General features: G+C 72.8%; 15 protein-coding genes and 1 pseudogene. 12 read left to right on the top strand and 4 right to left on the bottom strand.

The genetic code is table 11. The annotated features are described in order from the left end of the window. Positions 1 to 71 precede the first annotated feature (71 nt). On the bottom strand, positions 72 to 593 hold the full coding sequence (locus VGP36_07600; protein HEV7654587.1) for a MarR family transcriptional regulator: 522 nt from the start codon (positions 591 to 593) through the stop codon (positions 72 to 74). Between the two features lie 319 nt (positions 594 to 912). On the opposite strand from VGP36_07600, the gene VGP36_07595 reads away from it, so the two are divergent. Then, the gene (locus VGP36_07595; protein HEV7654586.1) at positions 913 to 1,584 is read left to right on the top strand and encodes a response regulator transcription factor; all 672 of its coding nucleotides are present in this window, start codon (positions 913 to 915) and stop codon (positions 1,582 to 1,584) included. A gap of 25 nt (positions 1,585 to 1,609) precedes the next feature. Here the strand turns inward: VGP36_07595 and VGP36_07590 are convergent. Next, a pseudogene (locus tag VGP36_07590) lies at positions 1,610 to 2,376 on the bottom strand (DUF427 domain-containing protein). Between the two features lie 132 nt (positions 2,377 to 2,508). Between VGP36_07590 and VGP36_07585 the strand changes: the two are divergent. The 3 genes from VGP36_07585 to VGP36_07575 are packed head-to-tail and all read left to right on the top strand — an operon-like array spanning position 2,509 to position 4,123. Beyond that, the gene (locus tag VGP36_07585; GenBank protein ID HEV7654585.1) at positions 2,509 to 2,646 is read left to right on the top strand and encodes a hypothetical protein; all 138 of its coding nucleotides are present in this window, start codon (positions 2,509 to 2,511) and stop codon (positions 2,644 to 2,646) included. After that, a complete protein-coding gene (locus VGP36_07580; GenBank protein HEV7654584.1) occupies positions 2,643 to 3,551 on the top strand; it encodes a haloalkane dehalogenase in 909 nt (302 codons plus the stop codon). The genes VGP36_07585 and VGP36_07580 overlap by 4 nt, the downstream gene beginning before the upstream one ends. Positions 3,552 to 3,556: 5 nt before the next feature. After that, positions 3,557 to 4,123, top strand: a complete 567-nt coding sequence (locus tag VGP36_07575; GenBank protein ID HEV7654583.1) for a chemotaxis protein CheB — start codon at positions 3,557 to 3,559, stop codon at positions 4,121 to 4,123. Between the two features lie 4 nt (positions 4,124 to 4,127). On the opposite strand, the gene VGP36_07570 is transcribed toward VGP36_07575, so the two are convergent. After that, positions 4,128 to 5,651 carry an alpha/beta hydrolase gene (locus VGP36_07570; GenBank protein ID HEV7654582.1) on the bottom strand — a complete coding sequence of 508 codons (1,524 nt, stop codon included), beginning with the start codon at positions 5,649 to 5,651 and terminating at the stop codon, positions 4,128 to 4,130. 334 nt (positions 5,652 to 5,985) lie between these two features. Beyond that, entirely contained in the window at positions 5,986 to 6,360 is a 375-nt protein-coding gene (locus VGP36_07565; GenBank protein ID HEV7654581.1) for a response regulator transcription factor, read from the bottom strand. Between the two features lie 357 nt (positions 6,361 to 6,717). Here VGP36_07565 and VGP36_07560 point away from each other — a divergent pair, with 357 nt between their 5' ends. The 8 genes from VGP36_07560 (at position 6,718) to VGP36_07525 (ending at position 16,319) form a co-directional block, all read left to right on the top strand. Further along, the gene (locus VGP36_07560) at positions 6,718 to 6,897 is read left to right on the top strand and encodes an SDR family oxidoreductase (protein ID HEV7654580.1); all 180 of its coding nucleotides are present in this window, start codon (positions 6,718 to 6,720) and stop codon (positions 6,895 to 6,897) included. Positions 6,898 to 7,139: 242 nt separating this feature from the next. Further along, positions 7,140 to 7,775: an XRE family transcriptional regulator gene (locus VGP36_07555; GenBank protein HEV7654579.1), complete on the top strand. Its 636-nt coding sequence runs from the start codon at positions 7,140 to 7,142 to the stop codon at positions 7,773 to 7,775. 139 nt (positions 7,776 to 7,914) lie between these two features. Beyond that, positions 7,915 to 8,931 carry an ABC transporter permease gene (locus tag VGP36_07550; protein ID HEV7654578.1) on the top strand — a complete coding sequence of 339 codons (1,017 nt, stop codon included), beginning with the start codon at positions 7,915 to 7,917 and terminating at the stop codon, positions 8,929 to 8,931. A gap of 74 nt (positions 8,932 to 9,005) precedes the next feature. After that, positions 9,006 to 10,112 (top strand): substrate-binding domain-containing protein, encoded by a 1,107-nt coding sequence (locus VGP36_07545; GenBank protein HEV7654577.1) that lies wholly within the window; start codon positions 9,006 to 9,008, stop codon positions 10,110 to 10,112. A 179-nt stretch (positions 10,113 to 10,291) separates the two neighbouring features. After that, positions 10,292 to 12,805 carry an ATP-binding cassette domain-containing protein gene (locus VGP36_07540; protein ID HEV7654576.1) on the top strand — a complete coding sequence of 838 codons (2,514 nt, stop codon included), beginning with the start codon at positions 10,292 to 10,294 and terminating at the stop codon, positions 12,803 to 12,805. Between the two features lie 32 nt (positions 12,806 to 12,837). Next, positions 12,838 to 14,223, top strand: a complete 1,386-nt coding sequence (locus tag VGP36_07535) for a Xaa-Pro peptidase family protein (protein HEV7654575.1) — start codon at positions 12,838 to 12,840, stop codon at positions 14,221 to 14,223. A 4-nt stretch (positions 14,224 to 14,227) separates the two neighbouring features. After that, positions 14,228 to 15,256, top strand: coding sequence for an alcohol dehydrogenase catalytic domain-containing protein (locus VGP36_07530; protein HEV7654574.1), 1,029 nt, complete (start codon positions 14,228 to 14,230; stop codon positions 15,254 to 15,256). A gap of 1 nt (position 15,257) precedes the next feature. After that, positions 15,258 to 16,319: a 2,3-butanediol dehydrogenase gene (locus tag VGP36_07525; GenBank protein ID HEV7654573.1), complete on the top strand. Its 1,062-nt coding sequence runs from the start codon at positions 15,258 to 15,260 to the stop codon at positions 16,317 to 16,319. Positions 16,320 to 16,363: the final 44 nt, after the last annotated feature.

The following is a 16,363-nucleotide window of genomic DNA, read 5'->3' as shown; positions in this document are numbered from 1 at the left end:
ACCTCGTCGGCCCGCAGGTGGCCCACTGCCACAACCTCGCGCACGAGGACCACGCCTCGGCCCCGCCGGTGTCAGTCGCCCGGCTTGCTGCCGTCGCCCTGGTGCCAGCCGAGCCACCATTCGCTGTCGGGTGGCTCGCCCGCGGTGTGCGCCAGGGAGCGCAGGGCCGCGGTGACCGGCGCGTGCCAGACCACCGGCATCGTGTCGACGATGCGGGCGAGCTCGGTCCGCCGGCGGCGGGTGATCTCGTCGACCAGATGCTCGCCGGACGACGTCAGCGTCAGCGTGACCTCGCGCCGGTCGGAGTCGGAGCGGCTGCGGCGGATGAGCCCCTTGCGGACGAGGCGGTCGCACATCCGGGTGCCGGTGGAGGGGTTGACGTTCAGCTCGGCCGAGATGTCGACGACCCGCTGCGGCCCGCGGGAGGCCAGCACGACCAGCGCCCGGTACTGCGGCAGTGTCACGTCCGAGTCCAGGTCGGCGAGCGAGCGGGCGGCGAGGCTGACCATGACCCGGCTGGCCGACAGCAGCGCGTCGACGACGTCGTCGCGTGGGGTGATGGCCGCCGGCGCCGGTGCCGGACGTTCGGACATGAGGTCATCATGGCGTACGCCGCCGCCCGGGTCGTGACGCTCGCCGGGAGCACCCTCGCGGGCTGCGACTCCGGTCCGGTCGCCGGTGCCGGACGTCCGGGCATGCGCCCATCATCGCGCCCGGCCCGGTCGATCGCGCGGCGCTCCGGGCGTCCTGGAAGGGCGTGGAACTGTCCGGACAGGCACCGATAGGTGTCCGATGCAAATATTCACCCAATCGGGGCTTATCGGGGACAGCCGACAGTGACTTACTGGTGCAGGGGAGCCGGGCCGGGGCGTCGGTCCGGCGGTGGGAGAGCATCTCAATCTGGGGGATCAGATGGGGAAGACGACGTCGGTCGCCTTGATCGACGATCATCAGACGCTCCTTGATCTGCTGAGTTTCGCGATCGAGGCGGAGGACGACCTCGCGGTCGTCGGGACGGCGACGACCGCGGCGGAGGGGCAGCGGCTGGTCGAGCGCACCCGTCCCGATGTGGTCCTGCTCGACTTCGTCCTGCCGGACCGGGACGGCCTGGCGGTCGCCGCCGTTCTCGCCCGCGACCACCCGGGCACCCGGGTGGTGATGCTGACCGCCGCCCAGGACGCCGACCTGATCACCCGGGCCGCCGCCGTCGGTGCCGCCGGCTTCGTGATGAAGTCCGGTTCGCTGGTGCAGGTCCTGAACACGATCCGGTCGGCCCGGACGGGCTCCATGATCGTGGATCCGGTCTTCCTGGCGATGCTCGGCCGGCCCGACCGGCGGCCGGCGGACGGGTCGCCGCCCGGGCCGATGCTGACCCCTCGCGAGCTCGACGTCGTGGAACTCCTCGGTCGCGGGAAGGACGCCCGCACGATCGCCCGCGAGCTCTCGATCAGCCTGAACACGTGCCGCGGCTACGTGAAGAACGCGCTCGCCAAGCTCGACAGCCACTCCCAGCTCGAGGCTGTGGTCAAGGCCCGCCAGCTGGGGCTGCTCCGCGGTTCGGACCGGATACCCGCGGCCGGATAGCCGGGAGCTGCGGGTCGCTGCGCCCTCAGCGGAAGAAGTGGGTCGTCGGGCGTTCGAGCCGCTCGCCGTCGAGGACGTGGTCGATCCTCTCGTTGTAGAAGGCGATCATGCCGGCGACGGGCAGCAGCTGCCGGGTCGGGAAGTCGTACGTCCAGGCCAGGTCGGCGTGCGCGGTCCCTCCGATGTGGACGGACCAGTAGCCGGTCGTCCTTCCCTTGTAGGGACATTCGGTGACGGTGTCGCTGGGCAGCAGGTGCTCGAAGCGGACGTCGGTGCGCGGGACGTAGTAGCGGGTGGGCAACCCGGTCTCGAACACGAACACCGGCGAGGCCGTCTCGGCGAGCACGACGCCGTCGAGCTCGACGCGGACGAGCCGGCTGGAGCGGATCGCGTCCACCCGGACGTACGGGTTGCGGGGGTGGACGAAGACTTGCTCGTCCTCCTCGTACCAGGCGTCGAGCGCGGCCCAGTCGAACCGGACCGTGCCGGCGAGACCGGCGAGGGCGTCGTCCCGGTAGACGCGGGCGGCTCCGGGTCGGGTGAGATCGCCGACCCGGAGCCCGTACAGGTGCGCGGTGCCGCGCCTGAGCCGCTGGGGATGCTGCTCGTCGACGAGGACCGAGGCGTCGACGTCGGCCAGCGGGACGTAGTACTGCGGGTAGTTCGGCCACTCCCAGACGTAGAGCGCGCGGGTGTGTCCAGGACCGTGCGGTTGGCCAGGGTCGCCCGTACCCGCCGGGGGGCCGGCTCGATCTGGTCGGTCGACGCGATCATCCGGGGGTAGTCCGGCATCGGGCTCTCCTGGGTGCGAGGGCGCCCGGGACCAGGTGGCCCCGGAGCTGTCCAGCTGGATGTAGTAAACGGTGCGGCCGGGGCTGGTCCCGCGCCGCAGCGGGAACGTCGCGGTGCTCCACGGCACTGCGGATGCAGACCGTCGACCCGCCGCCGGAGGCGGACGCCGCGGACGCGGCGACGGTGAGCGGTACGGCGGTCGCCAGCGCGACGACAGCAGCGACGGGGATGAGCGACCACGGCCTGAACCTGGGATGCTCGCCGCTGTGATCGACGCGCTGCGCACCCCGGAGGACCGCTTCCGTGACCTCGCCGGCTGGGACCACCCGCCCTCGTACGCGGAGGACCTGCCGGGCTACGAGGGTCTGCGGGCCCACTACGTCGATCTCGGGCCGCGCGACGCCGAGCACACCTACCTGCTCCTGCACGGCGAGCCGACCTGGGCGTACCTCTACCGCAAGATGATCCCGATCTTCCTCGACGCCGGCGGGCGGGTGGTCGCGCCGGACTTCCTCGGCTTCGGCCGGTCGGACAAGCCGGTCGAGGAGTCCGTCTACACGTTCGACTTCCACCGCGACTTCCTGCTCCGGTTCGTCGAACGCCTCGACCTGACCGGCATCACGCTGGTCGTGCAGGACTGGGGCGGGCTGCTCGGGCTGACGCTGCCGATGGACGCCGGGTTCGCCCCGCGGCTGCGGCGGCTGCTGGCGATGAACACCGGCCTCGCCGTGGGGACGTCGCCGGGCCCGGGCTTCCAGGAGTGGCGGAACTACGCCGCGACCCACCCGGACCTCCCGGTCGGCGGCCTGCTCCGGCGAGCCGTCCCGGAGCTGTCCGACGGCGAGGTGGCGGCGTACGACGCGCCGTTCCCGGACGTCACGTACAAGGCCGGGGTGCGGGCGTTCCCGAAGCTGGTGATGACCGCGCCGGACATGCCCGGGGTCGAGGTCTCCCGGGCGGCCGAGGGATTCTGGGCCGGCTGGGACGGACCGAGCCTCCTCGCCGCCGGCGCCCAGGACCCGACCCTCGGCGTGCCGGCGATGCGGACGCTGCGCCGGACCGTACGGGGCGCGCCGGACGTGCTGGTGCTACCGGAGGCCGGCCACTTCATCCAGGAGCAAGGCGAGGTCGTGGCCCGCGCCGCGCTCGCTCATTTCGGCTCCGCGTCCGGGTGATCGGCGTGCTCGTGGTGGCTCTGGTGTGCTCGGCCGGTGGGCTGGAGGCGTTGCGGCGGGCGCTCGCGCCGCTGCCGGCCGACTTCACCGGCTGCGTCGTGATCGTGCAGCACCAGCCGCCGCACGCGGACCGCGACCTGCTCGCGTCGCTGCTGCGGCGGCGTACGCGGCTGCCGGTCGAGGTCGCCATCGACGGTGCGCCGCTCCGGCGGGGCATGGTCCTGGTCGTCCCGCCCGGCCGGCACGCGCTGATCGACCGGGACGAGCGGATCGTGCTGATCCCGGCCGGGCCGGTGCCGCCGCCGCGTCCGTCCGGCGACCTGCTGCTGACCACGCTCGCGCTGGCCGTCGGGCCGCGAGCGGTCGCGGTCGTGCTGTCCGGCACCGGGCGGGACGGCGCGACCGGGGCGAGCGCGGTGCACCGGTTCGGCGGGACCGTGATCGCCGCGGACGAGGCCAGCTCGGCCCATTTCGGGATGCCGGGGGAGACGATCGGGCGGGACGACGCCGTCGACCACGTGCTGCCGGTCGACGACATCGCCCCGCTGCTCACCCGCCTCGCGTCGCGCTAGGGCGTCACGTCCCGAACGCCGGGTCGAAGGGCACGTGGTCCGACGCGCAGACCGTGCCGCGGGCCGGCGTACGGAGCCGGACCAGGTAGTCGGTCATCGCCGCGTTCACGCAGGCGCTCGGGTTGTTCGCGGTCAGGTGCCCGGGCCCGTCCTGGACCAGCAGCACGGCGTTGCCCAGCCGGCGCTGCGCGATCTGTGCGCTCACCAGCGGCGTGTTCGGCTCGAACCGCAGGCTGACCAGCAGGATCGGAGTGCGGGTGACCGCGCCCCAGGGCCCGGAGTAGCGGACGGCGCTGCGGGCCGGCCAGGACGCACAGGGCGCGCCGTTGACCCAGCCGAACGCGGTGCCGCCGATCCGGCTGATCGCGGTGAGCCGCCGCACCACGCCCGGCCACTGCGCGGCGGTCTGCCGGGACGGCGCGTCGGCGCAGGTCAACGCCACGTTCTGCTCGAACGCGAGCCGGAAGGCGTCGGAGGTGATGTCGGCGCCGAGCTGCTTGAGCACCGACCCGTCACCCTCGATCGCCAGCTCCAGCGGCACGCTCGCGTCCGGCCAGTCCCGCGGGAACGCCGGGATGACGAACTTCGCCAGCGTGATCGCCTCGCCGTACGTCAGCGGGCCGGCCGTGGTGGCCATCGGCGCGCGCTTCAGCCGGGCCAGGAACGCGTCGATGCGCGGCCCCACCGGGCCCTGCCCGGCCATCGCGCACCGCTGCGGACCGGCCGCCTCGCAGGCAGCCACGAACGTGTCCCAGACCAGGTCGGTGTCGGTGAGCCCGTTGGCCAGCGCCGCCGCCGTCCCCCGGTTGTACGGGATCGGGTCGACGACGCCGTCCAGCAGCATCGCCCGGACCCGGTCCGGGAAGATGTTCGCGTACGTCTGGCCCATCAGCGTGCCGTTGGACTCGCCGAAGAACGTCAGCCGGCGGTCGCCGACGAGCGCCCGCAGGTGGTCGAGGTCGCGGACCTGGTCGGCCATCGAGATGTGCTCGAGCAGGGCGCCGTTGCGCTGCCCGCAGCGGGCCGCCAGCGCGACCGTCCGGGCCAGGTAGCGGCGCTCGTCGGCGCGGGTCGTCGGCACGACCAGGTCGCCCCAGAAGGCGGCCCGCTCGGCCGGGCCGGCGAAGCAGCTCACCGGCGCGCTGCGGCCGCTGCCGCGCGGGTCCCAGCCGACGATGTCGAACCGGCCCTCGGTCCGGGCGTCGAGCTCGGCACCGCGGTTGGTCACCTCGTCCACGCCGGAGTCGCCGGGCCCGCCCGGGTTCACCAGCAGCGAGCCGATCCGGTGTGCGGGGTCGCCGGCCAGGTGCCGGGCGACGGCCAGCCGGATGGTGGCGCCGTGCGGACGGGCCCAGTCCAGCGGGACCGGTACGGACGCGCACTCCACTCGCTCGCCGCAGGGCGCCCAGGCGATCCGCTGGGTGGGCGCCGCCTCGGCGGCGGCCGGGGCGAGCACGGCGGCGCCGAGCCCGGCCGCCAGCACGGCGACGACGACCCGCCTCGCGGTGGGTGGGAGGAACGAGGACATGGGACCCCCTGGTCGGGCCTGCACCCCGGCACCGGCCGAGGACGACCCCGGCGGGGCCGCGGTCCCACCGTCGCGGCGCCGGAAGCTCGCTGACAGGGGGCGTACCCGTCGCCGCCGGGGCCGGGTTTCTGGTCGTCAGGAAGTGCTTTCACCGGAAATCGACGCGGTTACGGTCGGGACATGACCGCGACCGTGTCCCCGGCTCCGGCAAGACCGGGCGCTCGCCCTCGACTTCTGCCGGGAAGACCTGCACCGCGAGCTCGACCTGACCCCGGCGCCCGAGACCATCGACCTCTGCGGCCGCATCCGCACTCGGTCCCCGGTCTGAGCCGGATCAGGTGAGGGGGCCGCCGGCGTGGGCGGCGTGCACGGCCCGGACGACGGCCTCGGGCGGACTGTGCTTGGGCACGTAGCCGAGCGCGCCGGCGTCCAGGGCGAGCTGGACCCGGTGCCCGCTGCCGTACGCCGTGAGAATGACGATCTTGAGACCGGGATGCAGGGCCATCAGGTGCCGGGTCGCGGCGATGCCGTCGAGCTTGGGCATGCCGATGTCCATCAGCACGACGTCCGGCGCCAGCGCGAGGGCCAGCTCGACCGCCTGCTCGCCGTCCTCGGCCGTGCCGATCACCTCGACATCGGGGATGGTGTCGAACAGCTGCACCAGACCCTGCCGGATGACCACGTGGTCGTCCACGATCAGCAGCCGCACGGTGCTCCCCGATGTCCCTGTCATACCGGGATCTGGCGCCGCCGACCGGTGCGGGACGCGATGCTCCAGCATGTCCTCGATGCCCCCTTCAGGTGACCCGTGCGAACCCCGACACCGGCTGCGGGGGGCTCCACCGCCGGCGTGGGCAACGCTCTTGCCTGCCAGGATGTACCCAGCGCGCGGCGTTCGCACTCGCCGCGCCGATCCGGAATTCGCCTGGGAACACGGCGAAACCGGGAAGGAACACGGCGTACGGAAACAGACATTGTCCGACGACCCGGCGGTCGGGCGGCAGGCCGGCGGACGTTGTCCTCTCCCCGTAAGCTCGTCGTACAATCGGGCATCGGACAATGTCGAGTGCGGGCCGCGGACCCCGACCCGGAGGCCAGCCGGGCCCGGTCGCTGGCCAACCACCCGATCGGCCGGATCTCGACCGCGGACGAGATCGCCCGCGCGATCGTCTTCCTGGCCGCGCCGGACTCCGCCGCGATCACCGGCACCGTCCTCGGCGTGGACGGCGGCTACCCGGCCCGCTGACCGTAGCTTGTCCGCCTCCGTCATCTCTCTGTACAGTAAAGCTGAACAGCCGGTGGCGGGTTCCGCGTCCGTCGCCCGATCCGACGGCGCCGGGAGGCCCGGACCGCCGGGTGTCCGGGGACGCGTCCCCGGACGAGCGAGGGGGAGCCATGAGCCAGGCGATCGCGGACGACGGCACGGGCGCCGTACCCGTTGCGGCCCCTCGTGCCACGGTGTCCGGCTCCGTCGCCACACTGGTACCCATGGACCATCTCGGCGAGCGCCTCAAGGGCCTCCGCAAGAACGCCGGCCTCAGCCTGCGGGAGCTCGCGCGCCAGGCCGAGGTGTCGCCGTCGCTGGTCTCCCAGATCGAGAACGGCAAGTCCCGCCCGTCGGTCTCGACCCTCTACAGCTTCGCCCAGCTGCTCAACGTCAGCGTGGACGAGCTGTTCGACACCGACGAGGCGGCGGCCAAGGTCCCGGCGGCCGAGGCCCCGAGCGGCGTGCACGATCCCGCGAACGCCTGGCACCCCTCGGAGTACGCGACCCGCATCTCGGTCGTGCACCCCTCCCACCGGGCCCACCTGCGGATGGCCGAGGGCGTGGACTGGGAGCGGCTGGCCGCCACCCCGGAGCGGGACGTGAACTTCATGAAGATCACGTACGCGCCGGGCGCCGCCGGCAACGCCGACGGCACGCTGATCGCCCACGACGGCTACGAATACGGCTACGTGCTCGCGGGCATGGTCGAGGTCACCGTCGGCAACGAGGTCTTCGTGCTGCACGAGGGGGAGTCGCTCGGGTTCGACTCGACGATCCCGCACATCCTGCGCAACATCGGCGACACCGACTTCCAGGGCCTCTGGTTCGTGCACGGCAGCGGACACGCGTCGCACTGACCGCCCGGCCGGAGCGCGTTGCCGATTCGTTACGGCAATGCTGTTCAGCGCCTTGTCAGCTGTTCACGACGCCTTGTACAGTCACGCTCAACAGTGACCCCGGCCACACGGATGTGGCGACGGCACATGTGAGGTGACGATGTCCGACACGGACACGGCCCGCCCGGCTCTCTCCCCAGGACCGCGGCTGGCGGTCTCCAAGGGTCTGATGACGATCGGGAGCGCGACGGTCCTGCTGTTCGTCGTCAGCGCGCTGGCGGCGCACTCCAGCGTCTCGCCGACCTCGTTGCGCAGCATGCTGCAGATCGCCGCGGTGCTCGCGGTCGCCGGGCTCGGCCAGATGCTGGTCATCCAGCAGGGCGGCATCGACCTGTCGGTGGCCGGCGCCATGTCGATGGCGGTCGTCGTGGTCACCCACATCCCGGACGGGAACAACGGCAAGCTGGTGCCGGCGGTCCTGGTCGCGCTGCTGTTCGCACTCGGCGCGGGCGTGCTCAACGGGTTCCTCGTCGGCGTCCTGCAGCTGAACGCGATCATCGCCACGCTCGGCACCAACGCCCTGCTGTACGGGGCGGATCTGAGCATCTCCGGCGGCCGGCCGCGGATCACCACGAAGCTGCTCGCCTCGGTCACCGGCGGCACCAGCGCGGGGATCCCGCACGCGGTCTGGTTCGCCCTCGGCGCCCTGGTCGTGGTCTCCGTGCTGGTCCGCAGGACGGTGGCCGGGCGGCGGTTCGAGGCGATCGGGGCCAACCCCCGTGCGGCCCGGGTCGCCGGCCTGCGGGTGCGCGGCCACCAGGCCTCGGCGTACCTGTACGCACAGGTTCTCTACTGCCTGGCCGGCGTCATGCTGGCCGGCATCACGGCCCAGCCGAGCGCCTTCGAGGGCGACAGCTTCCTGCTCATCTCGGTCGCCGTCGTCGTGCTCGGCGGGACCTCACTGCTCGGCGGCCGCGGCTATCCACTCGCGACGGTCGTGGCCGCGATCTTCCTCGAGCAGCTCGTGCAGTTCGTCGTCGCGCTGGGCGTCTCCACGGCCGTCCAGACCATCGTCCAGGCGGTCGCCCTCGCCATCGGCGTCTCCCTCTACACCGTCAACTGGAAGGCCCTGCGGTCCCGGCGGCCCGGCCTGCGAGGCACGCCCGCCCCCGCCTGACCGGTCCGCCCGCACTCCCGCTGTCCCCGACGGCGCGACAGCTCTGTCGTGCTCACAGGAAGGAACGTTCCCCGATGAAGCTCCGCAGAGTTCTCCCCGGCCTGGCCGCGGCCGGCGTCGTCGTGCTGACGGTGTCCGCGTGCGGCAACGGCTCGGGCACCGGTGGCGGTGGTGGCAGCAGCGACGGCGCGGTCACGCACGTCGCCGGAGCGCCCGACTGGTGCGGCACGAAGAAGATCACCTTCGCGTTGCTCGACGGCTTCGGCGGCAACAGCTGGCGGCTGGTCACCACGGCGTCCGGCAAGGACGAGGCGGCCAAGTGCCCCAGCGTCACCGACTTCAAGTACGCCGACGGCCAGGGCAACACCCAGAAGGCCAGCTCCGACATCAAGGGCCTGGCCTCCAGCGGCGTGGACGCGATGGTCGTGTTCCCCGACGCCGGCAAGGCCGTGCTGCCGGCGCTGACCGCCGCGTACAAGGCCGGCGTGGTGACCGTGCCCTACCGGGTCGACCCGGGCGGCAAGGCCGACGAGAACTACGACGCCTGGATCGGCGACGACTTCGCGCACGACGGCGTGAACTGGGCGACCTGGATCAAGAAGAACGTCCCCGGCGGCGGCAACATCCTGTTCATGGGCGGCCCGGCCGGCAACAGCCAGAGCATCGCCGAGTACAACGCGCTGAAGGAGAACCTGGACTCCTCGTACACGTTCATCGGGCAGACGCCGTTCGTGCCGACGGACTGGGACCCCACCAAGACCCAGACGCTGCTGTCGGCGGCCATCGCGAAGTACCGGAAGATCGACATCATCGTCTCCGACTTCGGGCCGACGCTGGTGAGCTCGCTGCACCTGTTCCCGGACAGCGGCCGGCCGATCCCGGCGCTGGCCACCTCCGACGGCAACTCGCTGAGCTGCTTCTGGCAGGCGCAGCAGAAGACCCACCCGTTCAAGATGGTCACGGTCACCACCGGCAACGACAACGTCCGGCTGGCGGTGGACTACGCGGTGGCCAAGGCGACCGGCGGAAAGCTGCCGACCGCGACGAGCTTCCAGGGTCCCGTCTTCGAGGACTCCGTCAGCGGCCAGCCGCACCCGGTGACCTGCCGCTCGGACCTGCCCGGTGACGTGTACCTGTCCGCGCAGATGCCCGGCGACCAGCAGGCGCAGCTCGGCAAGTGAGCGAACGGCCCGGCGCCGCCGACGGCGCCGGGCCGGCTGCGAACCCTGAACACGGTGAGCGGACGGGCCGGCGCGGCGGCGTCTGGACCGGAGCGCCCGCCGGCGTCCGCAGGTGGGTGCGGAGGGAAGACGCCGCCGGAGGCGCCGGGCCGGGAGCGAACCAATGAACGGAGCACGCGATGAGCGGATCGACGATGACGGCGACGCGGCCGGCCACCCTGGAGATGACCGGGATCTCCAAGCACTTCGCGGGTGTCGCCGCGCTGACCGACGTCTCGGTCAGCGTGCTGTCCGGCGAGGTGCACGCCGTCCTCGGCGAGAACGGCGCGGGCAAGTCCACGCTGATGAACATCGCCTCCGGCACGCTGGTGCCCGACGCCGGCACGATCTCCGTCGGCGGCGAGACGGTCACCTCGCTGACGCCGAGCGAGGCCACCGCCCGCGGGATCGCGATCGTGCACCAGCACCCGGCCGTGCTGCCGGACATGACGGTCCGGGAGAACCTGGAGGTCGCCCTGCCGGCCGCGGTGTTCCGGTCCGGCTCCCGCGCGGAGGTCGTCGACCGGCTGCTGAAGCGGGTCGAGCTGACCGTCGACCCGCACGACCGGGTCGACACGCTGACCGTGGCCCAGCGGCACATGCTGGAGATCGCGAAGGCGTTCGCGGTCTCGCCGACGCTGCTGATCCTGGACGAGCCGACCGCACCGCTCTCCGGTGCGGCGGTCGAGCTGTTCTTCCGCCTGCTGCGTGAGCAGGTCGCCGCGGGCACGTCGGTCATCTACATCACCCACCGGATGGCCGAGGTCCGCGAGCTCGCCGACCGGGTCACCGTGCTGCGCGACGGCCGGGTCCGCGGCACCGCCCGGGTCAGCGAGGTCTCGGACCAGGAGCTCCTGGCGCTGATCCTCGGCCGGCAGCTCGACTCGACGTTCCCGCCCAAGTACGACGGCGACGGGGAGACCAGCCTGCGGATCGCGGACCTGGCCGGTCCCGGCTTCACCGGCGTCTCCGCGTCGGCGCAGCGGGGGCAGATCGTCGGCCTGGCCGGCGTGGTCGGCAACGGCCAGAGCAGCCTGCTGCGCGCGCTGGCCGGGCTCGACCCGTTCACCGGCACCGTGACCGTCGGCGGCCGCGAGCTGACCGCGCGGGACCTGCGGCACCGGGCCGCGTTCATGCCCTCGGACCGGCACGGCGAGGGCCTCATGATGAGCCTGTCCGTACGGGAGAACGCGGCGATCTCGGCGCTGCAGCGGTTCACCCGCGGCGCGCTGGTGAGCCGGGACCGCGAGCGCGAGGACGTCAGCGCCTCGCTGTCGGCGCTGTCGGTCCGGGCCCCGTCGCTGGAGGCGCCGATCTCGACGCTGTCCGGCGGCAACCAGCAGAAGGTCGTGATCTCCCGGGCGCTGCTGTCCGAGCCGGCGGTCCTGCTCGCGGACGAGCCGACCCAGGGCGTCGACGTCGGCGCCCGGGCCGAGATCTACGGGATCCTGCGGGACGCCTCGGCCCGCGGCGTCCCGGTCGTGGTGGCGTCCTCGGACGCCAAGGAGCTGGAGGGCCTCTGTGACGAGGTGCTGGTGATGTCGCGCGGCCAGGTCGTGGTGACCCTGCGCGGCGACGAGGTCACCGAGGAACGCATCGTCGGCGCCGCGGTCAGCTCCCGGACCGAGGTCGCGAGCGTCCCGAAGGAGCTGCGGCAGTCCAAGGCTCAGGGCGTCCGCCGGTTCCTGCAGGGCGACTACGCGCCCTCCGCGCTGGTGGCGCTGGTGATCGTGGTGCTGGCGGCGATCCTGGCCGCCCGCAACGAGAGGTACCTGTTCAACTTCAACGTCGCCACCCTGCTCACCGCGGCGACCGCGCTCGGCTTCATCGCGCTGGGGCAGAACATCGCGCTGCTCACCGGCGGGATCGACCTGTCCGTCGGCCCACTGGCCGGGTTCCTGGTCGTGGTCGCCTCGTTCTTCGTCAACGACGGCAGGTCGGCCGGCATCGTGATCGCGGGGCTGGTGCTGATGGCCGTGGTCGCGGCCCTGTCCGGGCTGGTCAACGGGTCGCTGATCCGGTTCGCGCGGTTCACGCCGATCGCCGCGACGCTGGTGCTCTACATCGGCTTCGGCGGGCTGGCGTTGCTGCTGCGCCCGGAGCAGGGTGGCTTCATCACCCAGGGCTTCCAGGACTTCGTCAACCGGGCCGCCGGGCCGCTGCCGCTGGCCTTCGTCGTGCTGGTCGTCGTGACGCTGGTGCTGGAGTTCCTGCTGCGCCGGACGGCCTGGGGCTGGCGGCTGCGGGCGGTCGGCTCCAACGAGGCGGCCGCGCGCAGCATCGGCATCAACGTCAGCCGTACGGTGATCGGCGGCTACGTCGCGACCGGCCTGTTCGTCTTCCTCGGCGCGATCATGCTCATGGGCCAGTACGGCATCGGTGACCCGGCCCAGGGCTCCACGTACACGCTGTCCAGCATCACCGCGGTCGTGCTCGGCGGCACCAGCCTGCTCGGCGGCCGCGGCACCTTCCTCGGCCCGCTGCTCGGCGCCGTCCTGCTCCAGCAGGCGCTGAACGCGACGGTCTTCCTCGACCTCGGGACCGTCTACCAGTACTACTTCCAGGGGGTCCTCATCCTGGCCGCCGCCATTCTCTACACGGTGGGCAAGGTCCGCCGCCGCCAACGTGCCGCGGACGCCGCGCTGGACGTCTGAGCGCCCCCACCCGTTCTCGAGAGAGGCCCGCCATGCCCAGCAGCACAGCCACGTTCGGCACGAACGCCGTCGACTGGGAGGACCGCATCCAGTTCGCCCGGCTGCGCGCGGAGCGGCTCGCCCGGCTGCGCGCACAGCTGGAGCGCTCCGAGCTGGGCGCCGTGCTGGCCTTCGACTTCGCCAACATCCGCTACATGTCCGCCACCCACATCGGCACCTGGGCGATGGACAAGCTGATCCGGTTCGCGCTGCTGACCCGGACGACCGACCCGATCGTCTGGGACTTCGGCTCCGCGGCCAAGCACCACCAGCTGTACGACCCGTGGCTCTCGACGACCGGGAGCCTGGCCGACGCCGACCTGGAGGCGCCGCACCACAACGGCACCCGGCCGCGGCGGGAGAGCGGCGCCCGGGCCGGGATCTCCACCCTGCGCGGCGCCTTCCATCCCGACGCCGGGATCGCCGAGGAGCTGGCGCAGAAGATCAAGCGCGAGCTGGAGAAGTTCGGCGTCGCCGACGAGCCGCTCGGCGTCGACGTGGTCGAGCTGCCGATCCTGTTCGCACTGCAGAAGGCCGGGATCACCGTCGCCGACGGTCAGCAGGTCTTCATGGAGGCGCGGCGGGTGAAGACCCAGGACGAGATCTCACTGCTGACCCAGGCCGCCTCGATGGTCGACGCCGCGTACGACGAGCTGTACCAGTTCCTGCGCCCGGGCGTCCGCGAGAACGAGGCCGTCGGCCTGGTCGCCAAGACCCTCTACGACCTCGGCTCCGAGTACGTCGAGGGCGTCAACGCGATCTCCGGCGAGCGCTGCTCGCCGCACCCGCACGTCTACTCGGACCGGGTCATCCGCCCCGGCGACCCGGCCTTCTTCGACATCCTGCACAGCTACAACGGCTACCGGACCTGCTACTACCGCACGTTCGCGATCGGGTCGGCGTCCCGGGCCCAGAACGACGCGTACGTCCGGTCCCGGGAGTACATGGACCGGGCCATCGCGAAGGTCCGGCCGGGCGCGACGACCGCGGACATCGTGGCGGAGTGGCCGCGGGCGCAGGAGTTCGGCTTCCCGGACGAGGAGGCGGCCTTCGGCCTCCAGTACGGCCACGGCGTGGGACTGTCCATCTGGGAGAAGCCGATCTTCTCCCGGCTGGTCTCGCTGGAACACCCCGAGGTGCTGGAGGAGGGCATGTTCTTCGCGCTGGAGACGTACTGGCCCTCGGCCGACGGGGTCGGGGCCGCGCGGATCGAGGAGGAACTGGTGGTGACCGCGACCGGCTGCGAGGTGGTGACCAAGTTCCCGGCCGAGGACCTGCTCGTGGCCGGGCAGCGCTACTACGGCGTCGGCGGCCAGCTGTCCACGCTGCGGGAGGCGCAGTCCCACCTGAACACCGCGGCGGGCCGTGGTGAGCACTGAGCTGATGCGGGCAGCGGTGTACCACGGCGCGAAGGACGTCCGGCTCGAGGAGCTGTCCCGACCCCGGCCGGGCGCGGGCGAGGTGCTGCTGCGGGTGCTGCGCTCGGGCATGTGCGGCACCGACGCGACCGAGTGGAAGGCCGGCCCGCGGACGTTCCCGGTGGCGCACAGGCACCCGGTCACCGGGCACCAGGGGCCGATGGTCCTCGGCCACGAGTTCGTCGGCGAGGTCGTCGAGCGCGGGGCAGCCGCGACGACCGAGCTGGGTGCGGTCGCCGCCAGCGGGGCCGGTGTCTCCTGTGGACGGTGCGACCGCTGCCGGCAGCACCGGACCAATCTCTGCCGGTCGTACTACACGCTCGGCCTGAACACCGCCGGCGGCATGGCCGAGTACGTCGCGGTGCCGGAGTCCACGCTCGTCCCGGTCCCGGCCGGGCTGAGCCTCGACGCCGCCGGGCTGGCCCAGCCGCTCGCGGTCGGCCTGCACGCGGCCCGGCGCTCCGGCGCCGCCGACGGCGACAAGGTCGTGCTGATCGGCGCCGGCGCGATCGGCACGTTCGTGCTGGCCGGCCTGACGCACCTGGCCGACGTGGACCTGACCGTCGTCGACTTCCCGGGATCGCGGCTGGAGCGGGCGCTGCGGCTGGGCGCCACCCGGGTGGTCCCGGTCGGTGCGGACGGGGTATCCGGCGCCGACATCGTGATCGAGGCCAGCGGGGCCGACGGGCAGCTGGACGCCGCGATCGGGCTGGCCCGGCCCGGCGGGACCGTGCTGCAGGTGGGCATCCCGGCCGCGCCGCAGCCGATCGACGTACACACGCTGGTGTTCCGGGAGATCGGCATCCGGACCACCCTGGCCCACGTCTGCGGCGATGACCTCGCCCCCGCGCTCGACCTGCTGACCCGCACGCCGCTGGCGGCCGAGCTGCTGGAGGGCGTGCACCCGCTCGGCGCGCTGGCCGGCCAGCTGGACCGGCTCGCCGGCGGGCAGCTGGAAGGCAAGGTTCTCTTCGACCCGACCCTGGAGGGATGAGATGAAGGCAGCGGTCTTTCACGGCGAGCACGACGTCCGCGTCGAGGAGGTGACCGACCCGGGTCCGCCCGGCGCCGGCCAGGTGCTGCTGCGGCCGCTCTGGTGCGGGATCTGCGGCACCGACCTGCACGAGTACGCGATGGGCCCGATCGTCATCCCGGACAAGCCGCACCGCCTCAACGGATCCCAGCTGCCGCAGGTGCTCGGGCACGAGTTCTCGGCCGAGGTGCTGGAGGTCGGCCCGGACGTCGGCGCCGTCTCGCCCGGACAGCGGGTCTCGGTCATGCCACTGCTGTTCTGCGGCACCTGCTGGTACTGCCGGCGCGGGCTCAACCACCTCTGCCTCTCGATGGCCTGCATCGGCCTGAGCTACGACTGGGGCGGCATCGCCGAGCGCGCGATCGTCCCGGCCACCCACGTGACCCCGCTGCCGGACGGCGTGAGCGACCTGCAGGGCGCGCTGGTCGAGCCGGCCGCGGTGGCCGCGTACGGGGTGGACGTGGCCCGGGTCCGCGCCGGCGACACCGTGCTCGTCACCGGGGCCGGGCCGATCGGCGCGCTGGCCGCGCTCTACGCGGCGTCGCTGGGCGCCCGGGTGGTCGTCTCCGAGCTCAACCCGGTCCGGGGCGCCCTGGCCCGCAGCCTCGACGTCGGCGACGTGCTCGACCCGACCCAGGTCGACGTGGTGGCCTGGCTGCGGGAGCGGACCGAGGGCGTCGGCGCGGACGCGGTCATCGAGTGCTCGGGCAACGAGCGGGCCCTGCAGACGGCGCTGGACGCGGTCCGCTCGGCCGGCCGGATCTCGCAGACCGGGCTGCACACCAAGGCCGCATCGATCGAGCCGATGAAACTGTCCGAACGCGACATCGCGCTGGTCGGCACCTGGTGCTACCCGGTCACCGACTGGCCCCGGATCGTCGACCTGATCGCGCGCGGCCGGCTGCCGGTGGAGAAGGTGGTCACCGCGCAGGTGCCGATGGTCGACATCGTCGAGCGCGGCTTCGAGGTGCTGCTCTCGCCGAGCGGTGACCAGGTCAAGGTGCTCGTGGCGGCGGCCCGGTGAAGGCGCTGCGGTACGCGGGGCGCGGCCGGGCCGAGGTGGCCGAG

The sequence above is a fragment of the Mycobacteriales bacterium genome (genome assembly GCA_035995165.1).
Taxonomy (GTDB): Bacteria; Actinomycetota; Actinomycetes; order Mycobacteriales; family CADCTP01; genus CADCTP01.
This window is presented reverse-complemented; position numbering and strand designations above follow the sequence as displayed.

What these genes read in the sequence shown, in the direction of transcription:
- VGP36_07535 (HEV7654575.1), top strand. Translation starts at nt 12,838, where the DNA reads ATGCCCAGCAGCACAGCCACGTTCGGCACGAACGCCGTCGACTGGGAG.
- VGP36_07545 (HEV7654577.1), top strand. Translation starts at nt 9,006, where the DNA reads ATGAAGCTCCGCAGAGTTCTCCCCGGCCTGGCCGCGGCCGGCGTCGTC.
- VGP36_07570 (HEV7654582.1), bottom strand. Translation starts at nt 5,651, where the DNA reads ATGTCCTCGTTCCTCCCACCCACCGCGAGGCGGGTCGTCGTCGCCGTG.
- VGP36_07595 (HEV7654586.1), top strand. Translation starts at nt 913, where the DNA reads ATGGGGAAGACGACGTCGGTCGCCTTGATCGACGATCATCAGACGCTC.
- VGP36_07555 (HEV7654579.1), top strand. Translation starts at nt 7,140, where the DNA reads ATGGACCATCTCGGCGAGCGCCTCAAGGGCCTCCGCAAGAACGCCGGC.
- VGP36_07530 (HEV7654574.1), top strand. Translation starts at nt 14,228, where the DNA reads ATGCGGGCAGCGGTGTACCACGGCGCGAAGGACGTCCGGCTCGAGGAG.
- VGP36_07600 (HEV7654587.1), bottom strand. Translation starts at nt 593, where the DNA reads ATGTCCGAACGTCCGGCACCGGCGCCGGCGGCCATCACCCCACGCGAC.
- VGP36_07525 (HEV7654573.1), top strand. Translation starts at nt 15,258, where the DNA reads ATGAAGGCAGCGGTCTTTCACGGCGAGCACGACGTCCGCGTCGAGGAG.
- VGP36_07585 (HEV7654585.1), top strand. Translation starts at nt 2,509, where the DNA reads ATGCAGACCGTCGACCCGCCGCCGGAGGCGGACGCCGCGGACGCGGCG.
- VGP36_07540 (HEV7654576.1), top strand. Translation starts at nt 10,292, where the DNA reads ATGAGCGGATCGACGATGACGGCGACGCGGCCGGCCACCCTGGAGATG.
- VGP36_07550 (HEV7654578.1), top strand. Translation starts at nt 7,915, where the DNA reads ATGTCCGACACGGACACGGCCCGCCCGGCTCTCTCCCCAGGACCGCGG.